This is a genomic window from Saccharicrinis aurantiacus (assembly GCF_001660705.2).
Taxonomy (GTDB): domain Bacteria; phylum Bacteroidota; class Bacteroidia; order Bacteroidales; family Marinilabiliaceae; genus Saccharicrinis; species Saccharicrinis aurantiacus.
The window spans coordinates 297,916-317,322 of the sequence record NZ_LYBV02000001.1 but is presented as its reverse complement, the minus strand read 5'-3'; the positions used below and the strand labels follow the sequence as shown (position 1 = coordinate 317,322).

At 36.4% G+C, this 19,407-nt stretch carries 13 protein-coding genes; 7 read left to right on the top strand and 6 right to left on the bottom strand.

The window, feature by feature from the left end; genetic code table 11:
• Positions 1–32 precede the first annotated feature (32 nt).
• Positions 33–1,151, bottom strand: a complete 1,119-nt coding sequence (locus A8B35_RS01205) for an adenylate/guanylate cyclase domain-containing protein (protein ID WP_075601768.1) — start codon at positions 1,149–1,151, stop codon at positions 33–35.
• 284 nt (positions 1,152–1,435) lie between these two features.
• On the opposite strand from A8B35_RS01205, the gene A8B35_RS01200 reads away from it, so the two are divergent.
• On the top strand, positions 1,436–3,964 hold the full coding sequence (locus A8B35_RS01200; RefSeq protein WP_075601767.1) for a glycoside hydrolase family 2 TIM barrel-domain containing protein: 2,529 nt from the start codon (positions 1,436–1,438) through the stop codon (positions 3,962–3,964).
• 70 nt (positions 3,965–4,034) lie between these two features.
• Here A8B35_RS01200 and A8B35_RS01195 read toward each other — a convergent pair whose 3' ends face one another.
• Positions 4,035–4,343, bottom strand: a complete 309-nt coding sequence (locus A8B35_RS01195) for a thiamine-binding protein (RefSeq protein WP_075601766.1) — start codon at positions 4,341–4,343, stop codon at positions 4,035–4,037.
• A 163-nt stretch (positions 4,344–4,506) separates the two neighbouring features.
• On the opposite strand from A8B35_RS01195, the gene feoB reads away from it, so the two are divergent.
• The 5 genes from feoB to A8B35_RS01170 all read left to right on the top strand — a co-directional run bounded on the left by feoB (position 4,507) and on the right by A8B35_RS01170 (position 10,633).
• Positions 4,507–6,999 carry a ferrous iron transport protein B gene (feoB, locus tag A8B35_RS01190; RefSeq protein ID WP_075601765.1) on the top strand — a complete coding sequence of 831 codons (2,493 nt, stop codon included), beginning with the start codon at positions 4,507–4,509 and terminating at the stop codon, positions 6,997–6,999.
• 2 nt (positions 7,000–7,001) lie between these two features.
• Positions 7,002–7,226 carry a hypothetical protein gene (locus tag A8B35_RS01185; RefSeq protein ID WP_075601764.1) on the top strand — a complete coding sequence of 75 codons (225 nt, stop codon included), beginning with the start codon at positions 7,002–7,004 and terminating at the stop codon, positions 7,224–7,226.
• 45 nt (positions 7,227–7,271) lie between these two features.
• Positions 7,272–7,754, top strand: a complete 483-nt coding sequence (locus tag A8B35_RS01180; protein WP_075601763.1) for a hypothetical protein — start codon at positions 7,272–7,274, stop codon at positions 7,752–7,754.
• Positions 7,755–8,080: 326 nt separating this feature from the next.
• Positions 8,081–10,294 carry a TonB-dependent receptor gene (locus A8B35_RS01175; RefSeq protein ID WP_075601762.1) on the top strand — a complete coding sequence of 738 codons (2,214 nt, stop codon included), beginning with the start codon at positions 8,081–8,083 and terminating at the stop codon, positions 10,292–10,294.
• A 42-nt stretch (positions 10,295–10,336) separates the two neighbouring features.
• Positions 10,337–10,633: a heavy-metal-associated domain-containing protein gene (locus A8B35_RS01170; protein ID WP_075601761.1), complete on the top strand. Its 297-nt coding sequence runs from the start codon at positions 10,337–10,339 to the stop codon at positions 10,631–10,633.
• Positions 10,634–10,786: 153 nt separating this feature from the next.
• On the opposite strand, the gene A8B35_RS01165 is transcribed toward A8B35_RS01170, so the two are convergent.
• The 3 genes from A8B35_RS01165 to A8B35_RS01155 form a co-directional block, all read right to left on the bottom strand.
• Positions 10,787–12,169 (bottom strand): Gfo/Idh/MocA family protein, encoded by a 1,383-nt coding sequence (locus tag A8B35_RS01165; RefSeq protein ID WP_075601760.1) that lies wholly within the window; start codon positions 12,167–12,169, stop codon positions 10,787–10,789.
• An 18-nt stretch (positions 12,170–12,187) separates the two neighbouring features.
• The gene (locus A8B35_RS01160) at positions 12,188–13,036 is read right to left on the bottom strand and encodes a sugar phosphate isomerase/epimerase family protein (protein ID WP_083634255.1); all 849 of its coding nucleotides are present in this window, start codon (positions 13,034–13,036) and stop codon (positions 12,188–12,190) included.
• A gap of 84 nt (positions 13,037–13,120) precedes the next feature.
• Positions 13,121–14,779 carry a DUF6807 family protein gene (locus tag A8B35_RS01155; RefSeq protein ID WP_075601759.1) on the bottom strand — a complete coding sequence of 553 codons (1,659 nt, stop codon included), beginning with the start codon at positions 14,777–14,779 and terminating at the stop codon, positions 13,121–13,123.
• 143 nt (positions 14,780–14,922) lie between these two features.
• Here A8B35_RS01155 and A8B35_RS01150 point away from each other — a divergent pair, with 143 nt between their 5' ends.
• On the top strand, positions 14,923–15,939 hold the full coding sequence (locus tag A8B35_RS01150; protein ID WP_075601758.1) for an AraC family transcriptional regulator: 1,017 nt from the start codon (positions 14,923–14,925) through the stop codon (positions 15,937–15,939).
• A 31-nt stretch (positions 15,940–15,970) separates the two neighbouring features.
• Here the strand turns inward: A8B35_RS01150 and A8B35_RS01145 are convergent, their stop codons facing one another.
• A complete protein-coding gene (locus tag A8B35_RS01145; RefSeq protein WP_075601757.1) occupies positions 15,971–19,168 on the bottom strand; it encodes a T9SS type A sorting domain-containing protein in 3,198 nt (1,065 codons plus the stop codon).
• Positions 19,169–19,407 lie beyond the last annotated feature (239 nt).

Here is a 19,407-nt window from a genome sequence, read left to right as displayed (position 1 = left end):
TGTACGATCCTTCTTCCTGCAACTCGTGTCATTTAGTACAAGAATTTCTTTTTCTTCTTTTTATTTTGCTTAACCGAATATATCTGCGTGCCTTTAGTTTTACCTTTGAGCTTTATATTTCCTACTTCCTTAAAATCAAAACCATCTTTCGGATCTAAGCCTTCGTACAATAGCCCTGATAATAATATACTCTGCTTATATTCATTGCACATAGATTCAATACGAGCCGCAGTGTTTATAGCATCTCCATTATACGATATGTCTCTTTTTACATTACCCACCTGAAGCACCATAGTATCACCATAATGTAAGCCGGCTTTAAACTTAGGTTCAACATCGTATCTTTTACTATAATATCTTTTACGCCTTTCAATAACTCTTAAAAAAGCAAAATAGGCTCTTATACAATTATTGTTTCTTGTTCCACTCTTTTTGCTCCAAGTTATAATGGCCCCATCACCCAAGTACTGATATATTTCGCCCTCATAATTATCAACAATTGCGAGGTCGTTAAAAACATCTTGCACCAAATGACTAAAACGCTTATGCCCGAGTTTCTCCGCCAGTGTAGTTGACGATTTCATATCAACAAACATAAATATTCTCTTTTCTTCGCGCGGTTTATTTAATTGCCCTGTAACCCAATACCGAAAGTTGGCAACTCCAATTTTTTTATACATCTCTTTAAAGAGGTAATTGATAATAAAGGCAATGGCAAAAAATACCAGAAGTTTGATGTGATACAGGGTAAGTTCAGGTGTTAAAGCTGCAAAGTCTTCAAGTGATCTGATTTCGGCAACCAGTTTATAATTTGTGGTGGAAAAAAAGATTACTGCATAAGCTATAAAAACATAAAAAACGCCCCTTGGTAATACAATCATAAAATTTGGAAGTTTTCGCATTACTCTATCTGAAAATAGAGATTCAGAAATGGCAATTAGCGTTGCAATAATATAAGCTACACTAGATATTTGCAAGTATACAGGCAACTCTGATTCTTCAACAACACCGCTAAAAAAGTTAGAGAACAATGAAGCATCTCCCGTAAGGAATACGAAAAGGAATAAAGCCAAATTCCAAAAAGCCAAATGATACCAAAACAAACGCCATACTTGCCTTCTCCAAATTTTTATCTTTTCCCGTAGAAACATAGAATATTAATGAACATGTGTGCACAAGTCTACCTAAAAAAGTTTTTTTTGTTGCAGAAAACTTGTTAAAAAGCAACATGCAAATGTTCGCTACTCCATAAGTAATTCATTTATAACACATCTTTCAAAGCTAGAGATATCATTCCCCCTACTTCAATATTCATTTGCCCCCCTAGGTATAAAACAATTCAAAGCATGTCTAGTTTTTATCTATTCACACAAGAAAACCATACTCAGCTTTATGTGGTAGTATTGCACAAGACAAAACTTAAAAGAAATAATACATGAAGCTTTCAAATTTATTAGTACTAATCTTAGCGATTGCTTTTGCATCCTGCCAACAGCAAGAAAAAGTAGAGCGCGAAACAGATTTCAATTTCGATTGGAAATTTAGTCTTCAAAAAGACACTACCATTCCAACAAAAATTCCGATGGCTGATGCCGATTGGAGAGATATTCGTTTACCACACGATTGGAGTGTTGAAGCATCTTTCGATTCTACTTTAGAAGGATGTACTGGTTACCTACCAGGAGGCGTTGGTGTATACCAAAAACATTTTGCTACACCTGTTGATAAAAACGAGAAAAGCACTTTTGTGTTATTCGATGGTGTTTATAATAACGCTACATTTTGGTTAAACGGAACCAAACTAGGTGAAAACCCTTATGGATACTCTCCTGTTTATTTCGACTTAACGGATTTGTTAAGCTCTGACGGAAGCGATAATATTATTACCGTTCATGTTGATCACTCAAGATATGCAGATAGCCGCTGGTATACAGGTAGTGGAATTTACCGTAACGTAAAATTAATTACCGTTGATAAAACACGCATTCCAATTTGGGGTACTTACTTAACAACTCCTGAGGTAAGCAAAGATGAAGCTACTGTTAAATTAGAAGTAAGTGTAGAAAACGACTTAAACAATAAAAGTGAATTTACTATAACTACCCAACTTATTAACAAAGCGGGTACAGTTGTAGCAAGCGCTAGTCAAGATGCGCAACTGGGGAAAAAGAATAAAAAGGCCTTTACTCAAAACTTTAAAGTAAGTAATCCTGCGCTATGGACTCCTGATACACCTAATATGTATAAGGCCGTAACACAAATTTCAAAAAGCGGCAAAGTAGTTGATGAGTACACAACGCCTTTTGGTATTCGCAGTCTTCGTTTTGAGGCACAAAAAGGCTTCTTCTTAAATGGTGTTGAAACGGATGTTAAAGGTATTTGTATTCACCACGATGGTGGATTAGTAGGAGCCGCAGTTCCAAGAGGCGTTTGGGAACGTCGTTTTAAGGAGTTGAAAGCTTGTGGTGTTAATGCCATCAGAACTTCGCACAATCCTTTCTCAGAAGAGTTTTTAGACTTATGTGATGAAATGGGCTTCTTGGTTCAAGATGAGATTTTCGATGAGTTTGATTATGCTAAAGATAAGCGTCAGAACTATCACGATAGACACGATGATTATATTACTAGAGGTCATGACAGACATTTTCAAAAATGGGCAAAAAGCGATTTAACGCGTACTATTCTTCGTGATCGTAACCACCCTTCGGTTTTCCAATGGAGCATTGGTAACGAAATTGAGTGGACCTATTTACATTATCGTTATGTAACCGGTTTCTGGAAAGATCCTAAGCAACCACAAAACTCAGGTAAATATTGGGGAAGTGCTCCAATGTATGGTCCTGAGGAATTGAAAAAACGTTACGATAAAATTGAAAAAACAGAATACAAACTACACGAAACTGCACAGAAACTAAATGGTTGGGTAAAAGAGCTTGATCCTAGTAGAACCACAACTACCAACCTTGTGATTCCTCACGTGAGTATGGTAACTGGTTATGGACACGCCGTTGACGTTCCTGGTTTTAGTTACAGAAACCTTGATATTCCATGGTCGCAGAAGCATTTCCCTAACAAACAAGTAACCATTAATGAGTGCCCAGGAACATGGGACGATTGGAGAATGGTACTTGAGAATCCAGGGGTATTTAGTATTTATATGTGGACTGGTATTGGCTACATTGGAGAACGCCATGGTGATTGGCCATCAAAAAGTGGATGGTCTGATTTATTAGACATCGCAGGATTTAAAGTTCAAGGATGGAATTACTTTAAAAGCATTTGGGTTAACAAACCACATATTTCACTTGGTACATTACCATTGAGTGAATCAGGTTTTAAGAGAACTAGTATTTCAGGACAGCAGTTACCAGAAAACAGTGGTGCATATCGTTGGAGAGATTCAAACATGCACTGGAATTACGAAGAAGGCGAAATGGTAACTGTTGAAATTTGCTCAAACCACACAATTGCAGAACTATTGGTAAATGGTCGCTCAATGGGTCGTAAAAGTATGTCAGAATGCCCCGACCGTATTTTCCGTTGGACCATCCCATTCGAAGCAGGTACTATTACTGCTAAAGCAGGATTTGAAGGGCAAGAAGTCATTGCCGAATTACACACAACAACAAAACCTGTTGGTATAAGGGTTACTCCAGATAAATCAACATTAAAAGCTGACGCATATGATGTATCGCACTTAGTTGTTCAACTAGTTGATGAAAAAGGAAGAGAAGTAAAAACCGAGAATACAAAAGTTGAGTTTGAGATTGTGGGCGACGCTCGTTTATTAGGAGTAGATACTGGTGCTGACCATAACAACCAAGATTTCCAATCGAACTCTATAGTAACTGATAAAGGACGTTGTTTAGCAATTATTCAAGCTAATAAAACTAAAGGAACTCTAAAAGTAAACGTTAAAGCTGAAGGTTTTGAGACACAAACCATCTCTTTAGATTTGAAATAAAATTCAGATTTATATTAAATAAAAAAAGCTGCTCTATGCAGCTTTTTTTATTTATTAATGTCTTATCTAATTACTTATACTTCCCTACTTTATCATCTATAGTTACATCATTATTCAATACCGATTGAATTTTAACATAGCACATCACTTTTTCTGAACCTGCCAAATAACAAGCATTCTGAACATCCTTCACGATATTCATCAACTCTGGATATTTTCCTTCCATCACAGTTTCAAAAGGAGTTACAATATATTTCACTCCTGAGTTTTGAATAATCTCAATGGCTTTATCAACCAAATCATAAGAGTCTTTAGTTTTTGAAACCGGTAACACTTGTACCGCAATATTTACAGTATTCTCATTTATATAATCTTTCATAAAGTATATCTTTTATTAATTTCTGTTCACAAACATATTAATAATCCACATCTTCTTTAACAAAAACGCAAAATCACTACATATAGGTATTGCCATACTAATAGTAGATGTGTATTTTTGTGGTTCTCACTAAACCATCAAAAAACATATTTTTGAATTCTTAATGAAGTTATCAGATTTACAAACAGGAGAGAGTGCAGTCATTGTAAAGGTTAAAGGCCATGGTGCCTTTAGAAAAAGAATCCTGGAGATGGGCTTTGTTAAAGGAAAAAAGGTTACCGTAATAAAAAACGCACCCTTTAAAGATCCCATTGAGTATGAGATAATGGATTATAAAATCTCTTTACGAAGAAGCGAGGCCAATTTAGTAGAAATTGTTACTAAAGAAGATGCGCAACAAATTCAAGAGACACCATTTTTCGGTACCATAAGCGATAAGATTCTACAAGAAACTGCTTTAGAAAAAAGAAAATCAATAAACATTGCTTTAGTTGGAAACCCAAACTGCGGTAAAACAACACTTTTTAATTATGTAAGTGGTTCAAAAGAGCACGTAGGAAACTATAGTGGAGTTACTGTTGAATCAAAAAAGGCGAACTTTACACACAAAGGATACAAATTTAACATTGTTGATTTACCGGGAACCTACTCGGCATCAGCCTACTCTCCTGAAGAATTATACGTTAGAAAACACATTATTGAAGAGTTACCTGATATTGTAGTAAACGTATTAGATACTTCAAACATTGAGCGTAACCTATTTTTAACTACCCAGCTTATCGACATGGATGTTAGAATTGTAGGTGCTTTAAACATGTTCGATGAGTTTGAGAAAAAAGGCGACAAATTTGAATATGAAAAACTAGGCGAAATGCTTGGTTTTAATTTTGTGCCAACCATTAGTTCTAAAAATAAAGGTCTTGATAAATTATTTGATAAAATTATTGATGTTTATGAAGATACAAACCATAACAAACGACATGTTAGAATTAACTATGGTAGAACAATTGAAGGTGCCATTGAAAAACTAAGCCAAGAATTTCAGCTTAGTGGAAATATACCAAACAACATATCGCATCGATTTTTAGCTATTAAATTGCTCGAACGCGATAAAGAACTATATGGAAAGTATTTAAATCAACCTATAAATAGTCACCTTAAGGAGATTACTGAAAAGGTTATTAAAGATATTGAAGAGGAATATAACGACACTTCGGAAACTATTATTACAGATGCCAAATATGGTTTTATTGCAGGTGCTTTAAAAGAAACTTATCAAGAAAGCTCTAAAACAAGGGTTCGCAGGTCAGAACTAATTGATGCTTTCTTAACTCATAAACTATGGGGTTTTCCTATATTTTTATTCTTTATGTGGCTCATGTTTCAGAGTACCTTTACTTTGGGGCAATATCCAATGAATTGGATTGAGTTAGGTGTTGAATCCTTAATGAACTTGCTAAACGGCATTATGCCCGATGGCTCGTTTAAAAGCTTACTGGTTGATGGCGTAATAAGTGGTATGGGCGGTGTAGTTGTTTTCCTTCCCAACATACTCATTCTGTTTTTCTTCATATCCTTTATGGAGGATTCTGGTTATATGTCGCGAGCCGCCTTTATTATGGATAAACTCATGCATAAAATGGGCTTGCATGGCAAATCTTTCATCCCATTAATAATGGGATTTGGTTGTAATGTGCCAGCCATTATGGCAACCCGTACTATTGAAGATAAAAGCAACAGGTTGATTACAATTTTGATAAACCCATTTATGAGTTGTAGTGCAAGACTACCAGTTTACATATTGTTTTTGGCAGCGTTCTTCCCTGAACATTCTGGTACTTTATTATTTGCCATATACGGACTTGGCATTTTACTAGCCATTATAATGGCAAATATTTTCAGACGATTTTTATTTCGCGAGAAGGACGTTCCGTTTGTAATGGAATTACCTCCTTACAGAATGCCTACTTTAAAAAGTACCATTAAGCACATGTGGAATAAAGGTGGCCAATACCTCAAAAAAGTAGGTAGCATAATTATGGTTGCCTCAATTATTATTTGGTTTTTGCACAATTATCCTAAAGATGTAGTTTTCTCTGAGGATTTTGAGGCTCAAAAAACAGAATTGAATAATCATTTTGAGAAAGAGGTAAACTATAATGAACAAGAAAGTGATATTAACAGTTTTACTTTAGAACACAGCAAGCAAGTTAACGAAATAAACAAACGCATTACGCTTGAGAGACAAGCGCATTCGTATATTGGTAGAATTGGAAAGTTTATTGAACCAACCATTCGTCCGTTAGGGTTTGACTGGAAAATTGGGGTTAGCATACTCAGCGGTGTGGCAGCAAAAGAAGTGGTAATAAGTACCATGGCTGTAATTTACCAAGCTGATGCAGATGATGAGACCAACTCACTAACCACTAATATTAAGAATGCCGAAAATGCAGATGGCAGTAAAACATTTACTCCTATCGTTATTTTTAGTTTCTTAGTTTTTATCTTAATCTACTTCCCTTGTATTGGTGTTATTGCTACAATTAAACGAGAATCAGGCTCGTGGAAATGGGCCATATTTACAGTAGTATACACCACAGGCTTGGCATGGTTAATGTCGTTTGCCGTTTATCAAATAGGAAGTTTAATACTATAGTTATGATACAAGATATATTAACCGGAATTAGTGTTTTAGGAGCCTTTATTTACGTAGCTATTTCGTTTGGAAAAGTTATTTATAACAGCTTTATAAGCAAAACTAGTTTGAGCTGTGGCGGTGGATGTTCAGGATGCTCAGCTAAAACAGAATTACTTCAGGAGGTGAAAAAATCGCATAAATACGAATCGCGAAAGTGGGAAATCGCTAAAACAAAATCACATTAACAAGTTGATAACACTAATCAAAGCTGAAAATTAGGATATTTGTATATGGCTTTTAAGAATTTAATAAAACGAGGTATTGCATTTTTATTGCTGGGCTTATTTTTAGTAAGTACTAGTGGTATGGTAATGTATTACCATTTTTGCCAATACTCTAACGAGGTTGTGGTAAGCGTTTATGTAGATTCTACGGCTGAGAGTTGTTCTGAATCAGCACATCATAAAATACACGAAGATTTACACACGTGTGCTGACTGCTGTACTGTTCATGAAGAAGATAAGTGTTGTGATGATCACCAAACTAACAGCAAAACGGCTAAGCTGGATATTCCTCTTTCTTTTTCTAACGAGGAAATAGCTATTGAGCCTTCAACTCTCGAATTGCCATTTGAGAATATTAAATTAGAATTAAGAAGCGAGATTGTTACTCAAAACAATTCTCAGTATTACAATTTTAAGGAACATAAACCTATTCCGATTTACGGTCGTGATTTGGTAACCTACCTGAATACATTTAAAGTTTACTGCTAATTATTTTATGAGGTAACACGTGCTGTGTTACAGAAATACCAACACACTTCTATGGTTGGTATAACAACCTATGCATATAATTATGCGAAGGGGATATTCTATTTATTTTTTTCTGTATTACACTGATTTTACCGTAAAGTGATTTTAAAATTATTAATGGTAATAGTTGGTATTAGAGTGGGATTTGGCTTAGGGATAGAAGCGGCATCCTTTGTGAGCCCTTTGGGCGAAACAAAGATATAGCGGATAGCCCGCCCCACAGGGGAAGCCCCTAACAGGTTTCTAAAAACAGAGGAGATTTTAACCACATAAAACTTATTAGCAAAATGCTTAAATCTATTATAACATTGAGTATTGTACTTTTTTCGTTTTCGGTATATGCCGAAGACTATAAAGGCAAGGTACTTGAGAAAAAAGACAATAAAGAATTGCCACTTATAGGTGTTAACGTTTATTGGGCGGGTAGTACAACGGGCTCAATTACAAATGCTGATGGCAAATTTGAGGTACCACATGCACCTGAAAATACAAACCTTTTGGTTTTTAGTTTTGTAGGTTACCAAAACGATACGCTAGAAATTAATAGCCATAAACCCATTACGGTTTATTTAAATCAGGGTGCGGATATTGAAGAGGTAACGGTAACACACAGAACGGCTGCACAGAGTATTTCAAAGCTTAGTCCGCGTATGGTGCAGAATATATCGGGTAAGGAGCTGGAACGCTGTGCTTGCTGTAATTTATCGGAAAGTTTTGAAACAAATGCTTCGGTTGATGTGGCTTTTGCCGATGCCGTTACTGGCGTGAAGCAAATTCAGCTTTTGGGATTATCGGGTCGCTATTCGCAAATAGCCATGGGCAATATTCCTACCCTAAGAGGGGCGGAAACGGCATTTGGTTTAGAATATTTTCCGGGTACATGGATGGAAGGTTTGCAGGTTTCGAAGGGAACGGCAGCCGTTAAAAATGGCTACGAATCAATCACTGGTCAGATAAATATTCAGTTAAAAGAACCTGATGGTAAGGAACGTTTGCATGTTTACACTTATGGGAATTTGGATGGCAAAGCGGAGCTAAACTTTGGATATTCTTTTGATTTAAATGAGAAATGGAGTACCTCGATAATGGCACATACCAATGGCAATTTCCGCGAAATGGATTTGAATAACGATGGCTTTTTGGATAAGCCGATGTCGCAGATGACCACTTTTATGAATCAGTGGAATTACGATAGCGATCACTTCAGTTCTAAATTTGGTTTTTCATACCTCAACGAAAAAAGAGAAGGTGGACAGGTTGGATACAATCATAACAATTACGCGTTTAACGACAGCGATTTATATGGTATTTATGTTGATGTGGAACGTTTTTCGGCTTATGCCAAAAATGGTTATATATTCGATAGAGAGGCTACCAGCTTGGGTACAATATTTTCGTACAATTACTTTGATAGAAATTCGTATTATGGTAACGATACTTATGATGTGCTGCAACAGAATGCTTATGCCAACATTATTTTTCAATCGTATATTGGCGACACACGACATACCTACAACACGGGTTTAAGTGTGGTGTACGATAATAATGATGCTATTTACAATGGTTCGAGAGATAATGTGGGTTATGAAGAAACTACCACAGGTGTATTTGCAGAGTACAACTACATTCCGAGTGAGAACTTTTCTTTTTTAGCTGGTTTGCGTTACGATTATAGTACGCTACACGGTAGCTTTATAACGCCGCGTGTTCATGCAAAATACAATGCCACGGAGCATATAACCTTTAGAGCAAGTGCCGGAAAGGGCTACAGAACACCTGATGCTATTGGTGAAAACTCGAAATACATGGCCAGTTCAAAATCTTTTAATTTTGATGAAAATTTAAAACAAGAGGAGGCTTGGAATTATGGACTAAGCATGGTAAGCGAGATACCTGTGGGTGAAAAGCATATTAATGTAAGTGTTGAGTATTATAGAACCGATTTTCAGAATCAGTTAATTGTAGATATGGATCAGAACACACACGAGATACATTTTTATAACTTAAATGGAGAATCATTCTCAAATATTTACCAGATTGAAGCTAGTTACGAACTCTTTAATCGCTTTGACTTGAGTGCTGCTTACCGATATAACGATGTACAAAGTACTTTTAATGGCGAATTGCAAGAAACGCCGTTTACTAATAAATACAAAGGCTTGATTTCGGCATCGTACCGAACTAATATGGATAAATGGCAATTTGATTTTACCGCGCAATTTAATGGCGATCAGCGTTTGCCATCAACCCAAGATAATGCCATTGAAAATCAACGCGAAGATAGATCAGAAAGCTATGTGGTTTTATTGGCTCAAATTACCAAGAATTATAAAAATTGGAGTTTCTATGTTGGAGGCGAGAATTTAGGTAGTTACACTCAAAAAAATGCTATTATTGCTGCGGATAGTCCATTTGGGTCTGATTTTGATGCCAGCAGAATTTATGCTCCTTTATATGGTGCAATGGCCTATGTAGGCGTTAAGTATATTATTGGAAAATAGACTTTAAGACATTAAAATAATAACTAATAAAATAATAAATCAATGAAAAATTTACTATTAGTATTACTATTTACACTTAGCGTTAACCTTGTAAGCGCAAAAGAAAAGGGAACTGTTAAACAAGTAACTTACGAGTGCAGTATTGATTGCCACGATTGTAAAGAAAAAATAATGAAGAATATTTCTTACGAGAAAGGCGTTAAGTCTATTCAAGTAGATATTCCTACCAAATTGGTTAAAATTAAATACCGCGACGATAAAACCGATAGCGATAAGCTTAAAAAAGCACTTGAAAAGTTGGGTTACGAAACTAAAGTTGTACCAGCTAAGAAGGGGTAACTACCATATAAATTGAAAAAAGAGGCTGTCTCAATATAGAATGATTCAGCCTCTTTTTTTGCCTTCCTTACTATGCTTGATAAAAATGGCACTAGCTTGAAAAAGCACAACAATAGTTTTTTCGAAAACTTTTGTGCCATTGATTTCTATCAATTATCCGTTCAAAATATCCCCATAAGGACTTCTGCTTTCTTTGGTAAATAATGAAGTAATTTTGGATGTTGGATTTACAATTCTCTCTGCTTCAGGATTCCATTTTAACGAACCCTCTCCTGAACGCACTAAAATATCACATAAATGGCTAATGGTATCCGATCGAATAGCCGATTCAATAGGACTAACTGTTGGCGTCCCATTTTTAATGGCCTCAATAAAATTTCGCATATGATCAGAACTTTTAACTAATCTAATATCACCTTCCGTAAATTGGTGATTTAGCCACTCGGAATTACTAACATGAACTCCTTTTCTATCAACACTTACCCAGCCTTTACTGCCAAAAAATGTGGTTCCATGTCCCATAAAAGGTCTATACTTGCTCACAATAGGCTTGGCCACATCGTAACTACAAAAGTGCATATCAACCCCATTGGCATACTTTGCATGAATATCCCAAGAATTCATGGTATTAAAAATGTTATCCTCGGCAAAGAAACTTCCTGTACCGGAGTATTCTATTGGACTAGTTTCATCAGTGTTATTTCCCCACTGAGCAATATCTAAAGGATGTGCACCCCATCCAGCTACAAAACCAATAGCATAATCATCAATAAACCATGCGCCTTTATTTGAGGCCCTGACTTTTGAATACGGGCGTTTTAATGCTGGCCCTTGCCATAAATCGTAATCAAACCCTGCAGGAATAGCTTCCGCTTCAGTTGGTATAGGTGCAAAATTATTTTTACCACTATCGCACCAGGCTTCAATACGCTCAAGTTTACCTATCACTTCATTTCGCGTAAGTTCACAGGCGTGCCTAAAATTTTTACCAGAACGCTGTTGCGTGCCATATTGAAATACTACACCACTATCATTAATTGCCTCTCGCAGTTTCTGACCTTGCGGAATACTAAGTCCAACTGGTTTTTCAAGATATACATGCTTTCCCGCTTTAGCAGCAGCAATAGCGATTGGCACATGCCAATGGTCGGGTGTTGAAATAACAACAGCATCCACATCCTCTCTATCTAAAACATCTTGAAAATGATTATATGCCTTACATCCCTTATAAGATGTTAAACCTTTTTGCTTTGCATAAAACTCATTTACCTTTTGAGCTTTAACTGTTCTTCTATCTTCATACGGATCGCAAACAGCAACCAATTGGGCAATAGCTGCCAACTTTAGAACTCCCACAACATGGTTACTTCCTCGGCCACCAACACCGATTGAAGCCACGTTAACTTTTCCGTTAATCGATTTCTTTTTTGTATTACACGAACTAAAAATTGAAGGAATTATCGCAGTACTTGCTGCAATAATTCCGGTATTTCTAATAAAATTTCTTCTTGAAATATTCTTTCCGTTAATAGTCATATCAATTGTTCTTTATAATTAAATAGCACCTAGATTTTTCAAAAACTGAAAGCTTTTTAAAACAGCTTCTTCACCCGCAATTTCAAGGGTTGTATAACCATCAAACCCCGATTTTACAAGTGCCTGATAAATGGATTTGATATCGATGACCCCATCACCCAAGGCGGTAGCTGACATGCCGCAACCATAAACTTTGCCTCTCTGCTCTATCATCTCCTCTGGCAGATCTTTCCAATGTACATGTTCAATTTTAGAACCTAGTTTCTCAATCATTTCTAAGGATTCCCCTCCTCCTAACCATAGGTTACCTGTATCTAGGTTAATACCTAAAGCATCGGAGTTACAACGATCTAGTACATCACTCATCAAATCAACGGAATCAGTAATATGACCATGGGGTTCTAAAAGAATTTTAACGCCATAATCTTCGGCAAACTTTAAGGGTTCGTATAATTTTTCTGTTATTGAAAAGATCGATTCTGATACCGTAAGGTTCTTACCAAATGGTGTTTTAGCATCTCCTTCTGCTGTTATTACATGCTTAACTCCAATGGCACCCGCCATTTTTACCGCCTTAATTAATTGTGCAGTACCATAGCGCGATGGAGCTGTTGGATCTAACAAATTGGCATGCGCACAAATACTTGATAAGGACAGGTCTCTCTCCTGGAACATGCGTTTTACATCAAATGGATTGGCATCAAGGCTAGCCAAAGCGGTAAATCCATACTCGGCACCTAAACAAGCACCGTCCGAATTATCTGTTAAATCGGCACTTGAAAAGCCCCATTCCTTTATCTGGTCGATCTGCGCATCGAGTTTGCTAAAAGGGTTAATTAACGCAAAACATCCTACTTTAATTGCCATAGAAATAAATTTAAATTGATTTGAGTTTTAATAGTAGAGCAGTAAAACTTAATAATTACTAATGGTTTACTGATGTAGATTTTTTTATTGTAACACGTATTCATCATAAATCTGCTGAATATGATGTTGGCTTAAGTCTTTATTATTCACTAATAATCGATATTTTAGTGTGAATTTTTCTCCTTTCTTTAGTACAAGTTTGTTGCTAAACAGCACTGCCGGACTGAAATAATAAAAAGGCACTTCTGGATTGATTGTGATATACCATTTATTGGGATGATTCATATTCTCAGGATGGTCGAGAATCACCAAAGATGCTGGCTTTCCTAATACACTCTTCATCTGAAAATTAATCCATTTTGAAGTGCTACCATGTAAGTTATTCTGTTCTGATTTATCGTTAATAGCCACCACATTGCTCAGTTGGGTATTTAAACGAGCTGAAAAACCCGCATATCCACCAAAGGCTTTGCCCTTATCTTCACCTAAAATTGGTGTTCTATCCAAAACTACCTCATCCGCCATAGCGATGCTTGTGCTTTGCCAATCGATATAATAATTTCCATTTTCATCAGGAGGTGATACTTTTATGATACGATCTTCTCGCAGAATATCAGCTTCGCCTGGTAAATGAAATCCAATACTTAATTTGAATTCAGCACCAAACTGTTTTGTTTTTGTATAGGATACTGTTTTTATCTCGGTAGTACCTTCTGATATACCTGTTTTGCGGTCTTCTTCCCAGTAGTTTATTCCGTTAATATATTTCCAAGAGTGCCATATTCCTCTATGCCAAGGGTGATCTAATGGCTTTAGCGCTGTTAACAATGTTCCATCAGAAGTTGAAAGCGGATGAAAATAAGGCTTCCCCTCATCCACATCAAGATTGTACTGCCAAACTACCCTCTCGTTATTCATTAATGATAAACTACTTTTCTCTTTCTTCCAAGATAATTTGGTATAAGCGCTTGGGGCTTTAAGTTCATCTGGGATAGCTTGTTTTACCTTTCCGGTGGCGGCCCATTCTGCACCACGTAAAAGCAAGGTTTTAAACCCGATGTTTTTCATCACCTGCTCATTGTGCCCCAAAATCAGATTAAACGAACGCCCTTTTGCATAAGTACGCTCAAACATAACAGGCTCCATTTTATCCATCCCCTTATTACTTTTAGGAGCAAATGCTTCGCCCAAAACATTACATGTATTTGTATTATACATATTAACCCATAGCTCATCGTGAATAAAAAAGTTACTCATCCCTTTGGTAATAGGATGATTTACATCCCTAATATTCACTTCAAACTGGGCCATTTTACCATGCCTGGTTCCTTTTCGCCAACTCGCTCCAGATAATTCCTGAAAGGCCTTCCAATCTGTATGCGCACTGCTAGCTGAGTGGATAAAAAGAATACCACCTCCTTGCTTTATAAAATTAAGGATCGCGCTTTTTGTTGTTTCAGACCACTTGCAATTCTGATTTGGAAAATCATTCCAATTACTCAATATAAGTTGGTAATCACTTAGCATGTCAGTATTTATTTGTTCGGGCTTCTCGGTAACAACCACCTCAAACAACTGACTATTTGTAAGTATATTTTTAAGGGCTGGTGTAGTTTTTTTCCAGTTATGGTTATTATTTCCACTCAGCAATAAAACTTTAATTTTCGACTTTGCTTCAACCTTTATTAAGGGTATCCCAATAAAAAACCAGATTAATATAAATGCAAAAAAACACTTCCTCATCGCGCTAACTACTTATGTGAATTTTGTTTAAAATAAGAGATCCTAACACTTGTTATTTAATGTCTACAATTATAATTGTTTAGTGATACAAAATATTCCATTATCTTACACTGAAATATTTTACAACACCTATTATCCTATTCATGAACGATAATACACTTTACACATCTACCGATGGTATAATTCACAATCCCGATTCGTGTGAACCATTAGAGCAAGCATGGCTAAATAATGAGATAGAGTTGCAAGCTTTAAAGCGCGGAACGTATGCCGGATATCCATTAAATGACAATGATCTTACAAGCATAAAAAATATCGGTTATTGGAATGCAAGTAAAAAACAAATTTGGGGTTTAGATTGGCATAGAAATGAAGGTATTGAAATTTGCTTTTTAGAAACTGGTAGTCTTGAATTTGAACTTAACCAACACATCCATCATCTAAGTCCAAATACCTTAACCATAACACGCCCTTGGATTCCTCACAGATTGGGTAACCCTAATATTGACTCAAGTAAATTACATTGGTTTATTATTGATGTTGAAGTGCGCCAACCGCATCAAGAATGGATTTGGCCTGATTGGATTATTCTCAATAAAGAAAACCTCAATACGCTCACTAACATCCTCAGAAGAAATGAACAGCCTGTTTGGAAGGTTGGGCCCGAAATAAAAAAGTGCTTTGTTCAAATTGGCCATCATATTAAAGAAAATAAAAAAGCGTTTTTAGACTCTAAAATTAAAATCCTCATTAATGAGATACTTATTCTGCTTTTAGAGTTATTTACCCAAGAAAAGCCCCTATTGAATGATTCACTTATTAAAAGCCAACGAAGTGTAGCTATATTTCTTAAAGATTTAGATTCGATGCTTACAGAACCTTGGAGCCTAAAAAGGATGGCTGAATATTGTGGCCTTGGGAGTACGCAATTCTCAAAGTATTGTCACGAAATTACCAACTCAACACCTATGAACTACCTTACTCAATTAAGAATAAAAAAGGCCCGCGATCTTATTATTGAGCATACCAATAAATCAATAACCGAAATTGCTTTCGATTGTGGTTTCTCTTCGAATCAATACTTTACACAAGTTTTTAAGAAACATTATAAAATAGCTCCTATGGAATATAGAATAAGTAAGTTAAGAACTCCAAAATAGGAATTCCGCCCTTACTTACTAATATATTAACCTATACCTTAATAAACTTAGCTAAGCGCTTATTATCAATAATAATATAATACATACCCGCTATTAATACGCTCACATCAATACTATTTGAATTCACAAATCCATTTATAATTGGATTGCCACTTGCGTTATAGATGGTATAATTATTACTATAACTACTGTTGCTAAAGTGCAATTTATCCCCTGTTACTGGGTTCGGGTATAATTGAATTGTTTCATATTTATGGCTAGCAATACCGTTATCCATAGGATTAATCCAACAAGTATCACTGATTACTTCATTACCTTTATTTATATAAGCCACAATACCCACTTTGTCTTCTTTTAGCAAAGTCACTTCGCCTGCGCTAGATACTGTTGCGACATCTTCATTTAATGATTTCCACATGGGTGTTATTGGCGTAACCCCCAAGGGATACACATTACAGTGTAAATTAATTTTCTTGTTTAACTCTACATTAGTGTCAATTTGTTTTATGGCAATACTGTCAACTTCACCTATTTTTGATGTATTTATTAAAGCAGTATAAGTACCTGATGATTCGCACGAGCACCACACTCTGTTAGGATTTCCTGTATCAAAAGCAATAGACCCAATCATCATACTTCCGCGACCCGTATTAAATTTCGTCCAAGCGCTATTATTGTTTTCAGAACCTCCGCTTAAGGAATAAAAAGTACCTGCATCCTTTTTATTATTTCCTGTGGATTCGCGCGTAACTACTAAAATATGCTCTGCATTATTCGGACTAGTTCGCACTATTGATGCAAATGGATGTTCAAATATCTTTTGCCAATCTGAAACCGTATAATTTCCGTTTGCGTTATAGTCGGCAACCCAAACACCGCCTTCGCCCCAATTTGAAACATCACTTTCGCCTCCGCCAGCTATAAATATTTTACTACCCATTCCATCATTTGTATGAATCCAAACATCCCATAAAGATTTTATGCCTTCAGGAATTAATATTTCAGACCATTGAGCACTCGCATTCCCTGTTCGGTAAAGTCCTCCTTCTACCCAACCTGATTCTCCTGCCGGTGCACGATATCTTTTTACGGCAGCATATAAACAATCCTCATCCGAAGGGTCAATAATTAATGCTTTTACACTGGCACTATTATTTCCTCGCGTTAAACCCGAAGCATTTCTACCTCCTGCTGTTTTTGGCAAACCGCTATTCATACACATCCAGGTGTGTCCTTCATCATTACTCTTATAAATCCCTTTTTGAGAATCCGGATTAAAAATTTTCACCTGCCCCATTGGCCGATTATCTGTATCAATAATTTCAGCAATGGCATACATGGTCTTTCCATCTGAAGCAATACGCAAATCAGACCAATACGCACACTTCATGTTTGAGATAATTGTGGTATTGGGCACTTCAATTGGTTCTCCCATTATTTCGTGTTCAGTTTCACCTACAGTACATTTACTAATATCTCCCGTGCGGGTAGACATATAATAAAATATATTAGGATCTGTGGGATGACTAGCCAATGTGGATGGCGATAAAATTGGCTGACCAGGAGCCCACTTGGGACCTATATCTATTAGCTCAGGTACGCGTTTTACGCCTACAATACCCGGATAATCAGGATGCGTTTGCGTAGTAGACTTATAAGCAGAAGCTTCGTATTGAAGTAAAAACATTTCTCCTGGGCGTTGAATATCAGGCACAACCGAAAATGCACCTGTATTGGCATTGCCATGTCCGTAAAACAAATCACCATCTTGTGTATTATCTAGGCTAAGCCATTCATCCTCATCAGCATTATACTTTATAGTTAAATATCCCTTAATGGCACTTGCATACAAGGTTCCGTCAACAGCAATGGCCATTGAGCGCACTCCACGCTTGCCATAATTAACAAAGTCTGGGAATTTTTTATCATGCACACCAATTTCAACATTCTTATTTAAATGCTCAGGCTGTTTATCTTTCCAATACGCATCATTGGTAAAACCATTACCTGGGCGTAAAGCAGCATACCAACTATTGCCTCCATCTTTAGAAGCCCATACAGAACCTGTGATGAGTTTAGCTATAGTACCTCCCCATACAGACATGTAAACTTTATTAGGGTCTGTGGGATCGCATATTATATCAGCATAATCATGCAAATAAGACTCTGGTATTCCAACCAATTCCTCTTCGCCATTTGAATAGCCAAACCAAGCCTTTACCATTGATCTGTAATGCGTTTTATTAATATCTAAGGTCGATAAATCAATGTGCAGGCCTTCTGTTTTATCAAACCACCCAGAATTAAGGGTAGCTATTTCGGGAGTAGTACTTTTAAAAACACCTCCATCTGATAAAAGTATATTATCAACTACCTGATAGGTTGTCTGCTTCAAAACAAAAACACTCAAGACACTACCGTCCCATTGAAAATCGGCTCTTGAACATCCCGCTGATATTTTTAACCAAGCTGCAGATGCATTATCCTTACGGTAAAAACCTGTTGAAGTAGCAGCAAATAGCATATCAGGATAGTTTTCAGTATCGGGATGACAAAATAAATCAAATACTGCCGATTGTGCATCCATTCCATTGTCCGACACAGCTTCAATGGTTCTTGAGCTTGTAGTAATGTTAGTAATTTTCCAAACCTTGGGCTGGTTAACATCAATATTAGTGAGTGGGTTTGTATTTACCCCCGTACGAAGGTATCTGTTAGCAAGTCCATTGGCCACATACCATGTTCCCCCTTCTGTGGGATGCGCTGCTGCAGTATACCAAACAGAGTTTGGCTCTTCACCAGATGCGTAATCGTTTATGGTACTAAATGACTTCCCTCCATTGGTGCTAAATTGAATGTCTTTCTGACGCAGATTCAAAACAATATTATTGTCCTTAAAATCGCTCATCACACATTCATCACTTAAGGTATTGCGCCAATTCCATACTCCATCAAATGGGATAATACTCTCCCAATGTTTTCCACCATCGTTAGATAAATAATCATTACCCATATCGGGTGCTACCCAAACTTTTAAAGGATCAACTGCATCGGTATAAATGGCGCGGTTACTCCCTGCCATTCCCGGAGCCACTTGTCGCCAAACTCCTGAAACATCTTGGTTGTAATGCGGTAAATCCACAAGATTAACTTGAGCATGAACAATACTGAAAATGTTGGGCAATAGCATCGCTAAAGATAAATAGAGTAGTTTAAGAGTTCTTTTCATGGGAAATATTTTTTCGTATTAATTATGGCTCTGTATCTCAAGCACAATAACATTCGCTTTTTCTTTCTTCAAGAAGTATATTTTTAAATTATTTAGCTCGTACTATGTCCTAGTAAAATTTATCAAGCTCATGTTCCCAAAAATGGAGAACTAACGAATATTTAATTCGCAATAATACTTCCTGATGATTCAAAGCTTTAAATATTTAAAAAAATAATTGAGGGATATTTTTTATTGAT

Coding starts and splice junctions, on each gene's coding strand:
- A8B35_RS01205 (WP_075601768.1), bottom strand. CDS start 1,151: ATGTTTCTACGGGAAAAGATAAAAATTTGGAGAAGGCAAGTATGGCGT.
- A8B35_RS01200 (WP_075601767.1), top strand. CDS start 1,436: ATGAAGCTTTCAAATTTATTAGTACTAATCTTAGCGATTGCTTTTGCA.
- A8B35_RS01195 (WP_075601766.1), bottom strand. CDS start 4,343: ATGAAAGATTATATAAATGAGAATACTGTAAATATTGCGGTACAAGTG.
- feoB (WP_075601765.1), top strand. CDS start 4,507: ATGAAGTTATCAGATTTACAAACAGGAGAGAGTGCAGTCATTGTAAAG.
- A8B35_RS01185 (WP_075601764.1), top strand. CDS start 7,002: ATGATACAAGATATATTAACCGGAATTAGTGTTTTAGGAGCCTTTATT.
- A8B35_RS01180 (WP_075601763.1), top strand. CDS start 7,272: ATGGCTTTTAAGAATTTAATAAAACGAGGTATTGCATTTTTATTGCTG.
- A8B35_RS01175 (WP_075601762.1), top strand. CDS start 8,081: ATGCTTAAATCTATTATAACATTGAGTATTGTACTTTTTTCGTTTTCG.
- A8B35_RS01170 (WP_075601761.1), top strand. CDS start 10,337: ATGAAAAATTTACTATTAGTATTACTATTTACACTTAGCGTTAACCTT.
- A8B35_RS01165 (WP_075601760.1), bottom strand. CDS start 12,169: ATGACTATTAACGGAAAGAATATTTCAAGAAGAAATTTTATTAGAAAT.
- A8B35_RS01160 (WP_083634255.1), bottom strand. CDS start 13,036: ATGGCAATTAAAGTAGGATGTTTTGCGTTAATTAACCCTTTTAGCAAA.
- A8B35_RS01155 (WP_075601759.1), bottom strand. CDS start 14,779: ATGAGGAAGTGTTTTTTTGCATTTATATTAATCTGGTTTTTTATTGGG.
- A8B35_RS01150 (WP_075601758.1), top strand. CDS start 14,923: ATGAACGATAATACACTTTACACATCTACCGATGGTATAATTCACAAT.
- A8B35_RS01145 (WP_075601757.1), bottom strand. CDS start 19,168: ATGAAAAGAACTCTTAAACTACTCTATTTATCTTTAGCGATGCTATTG.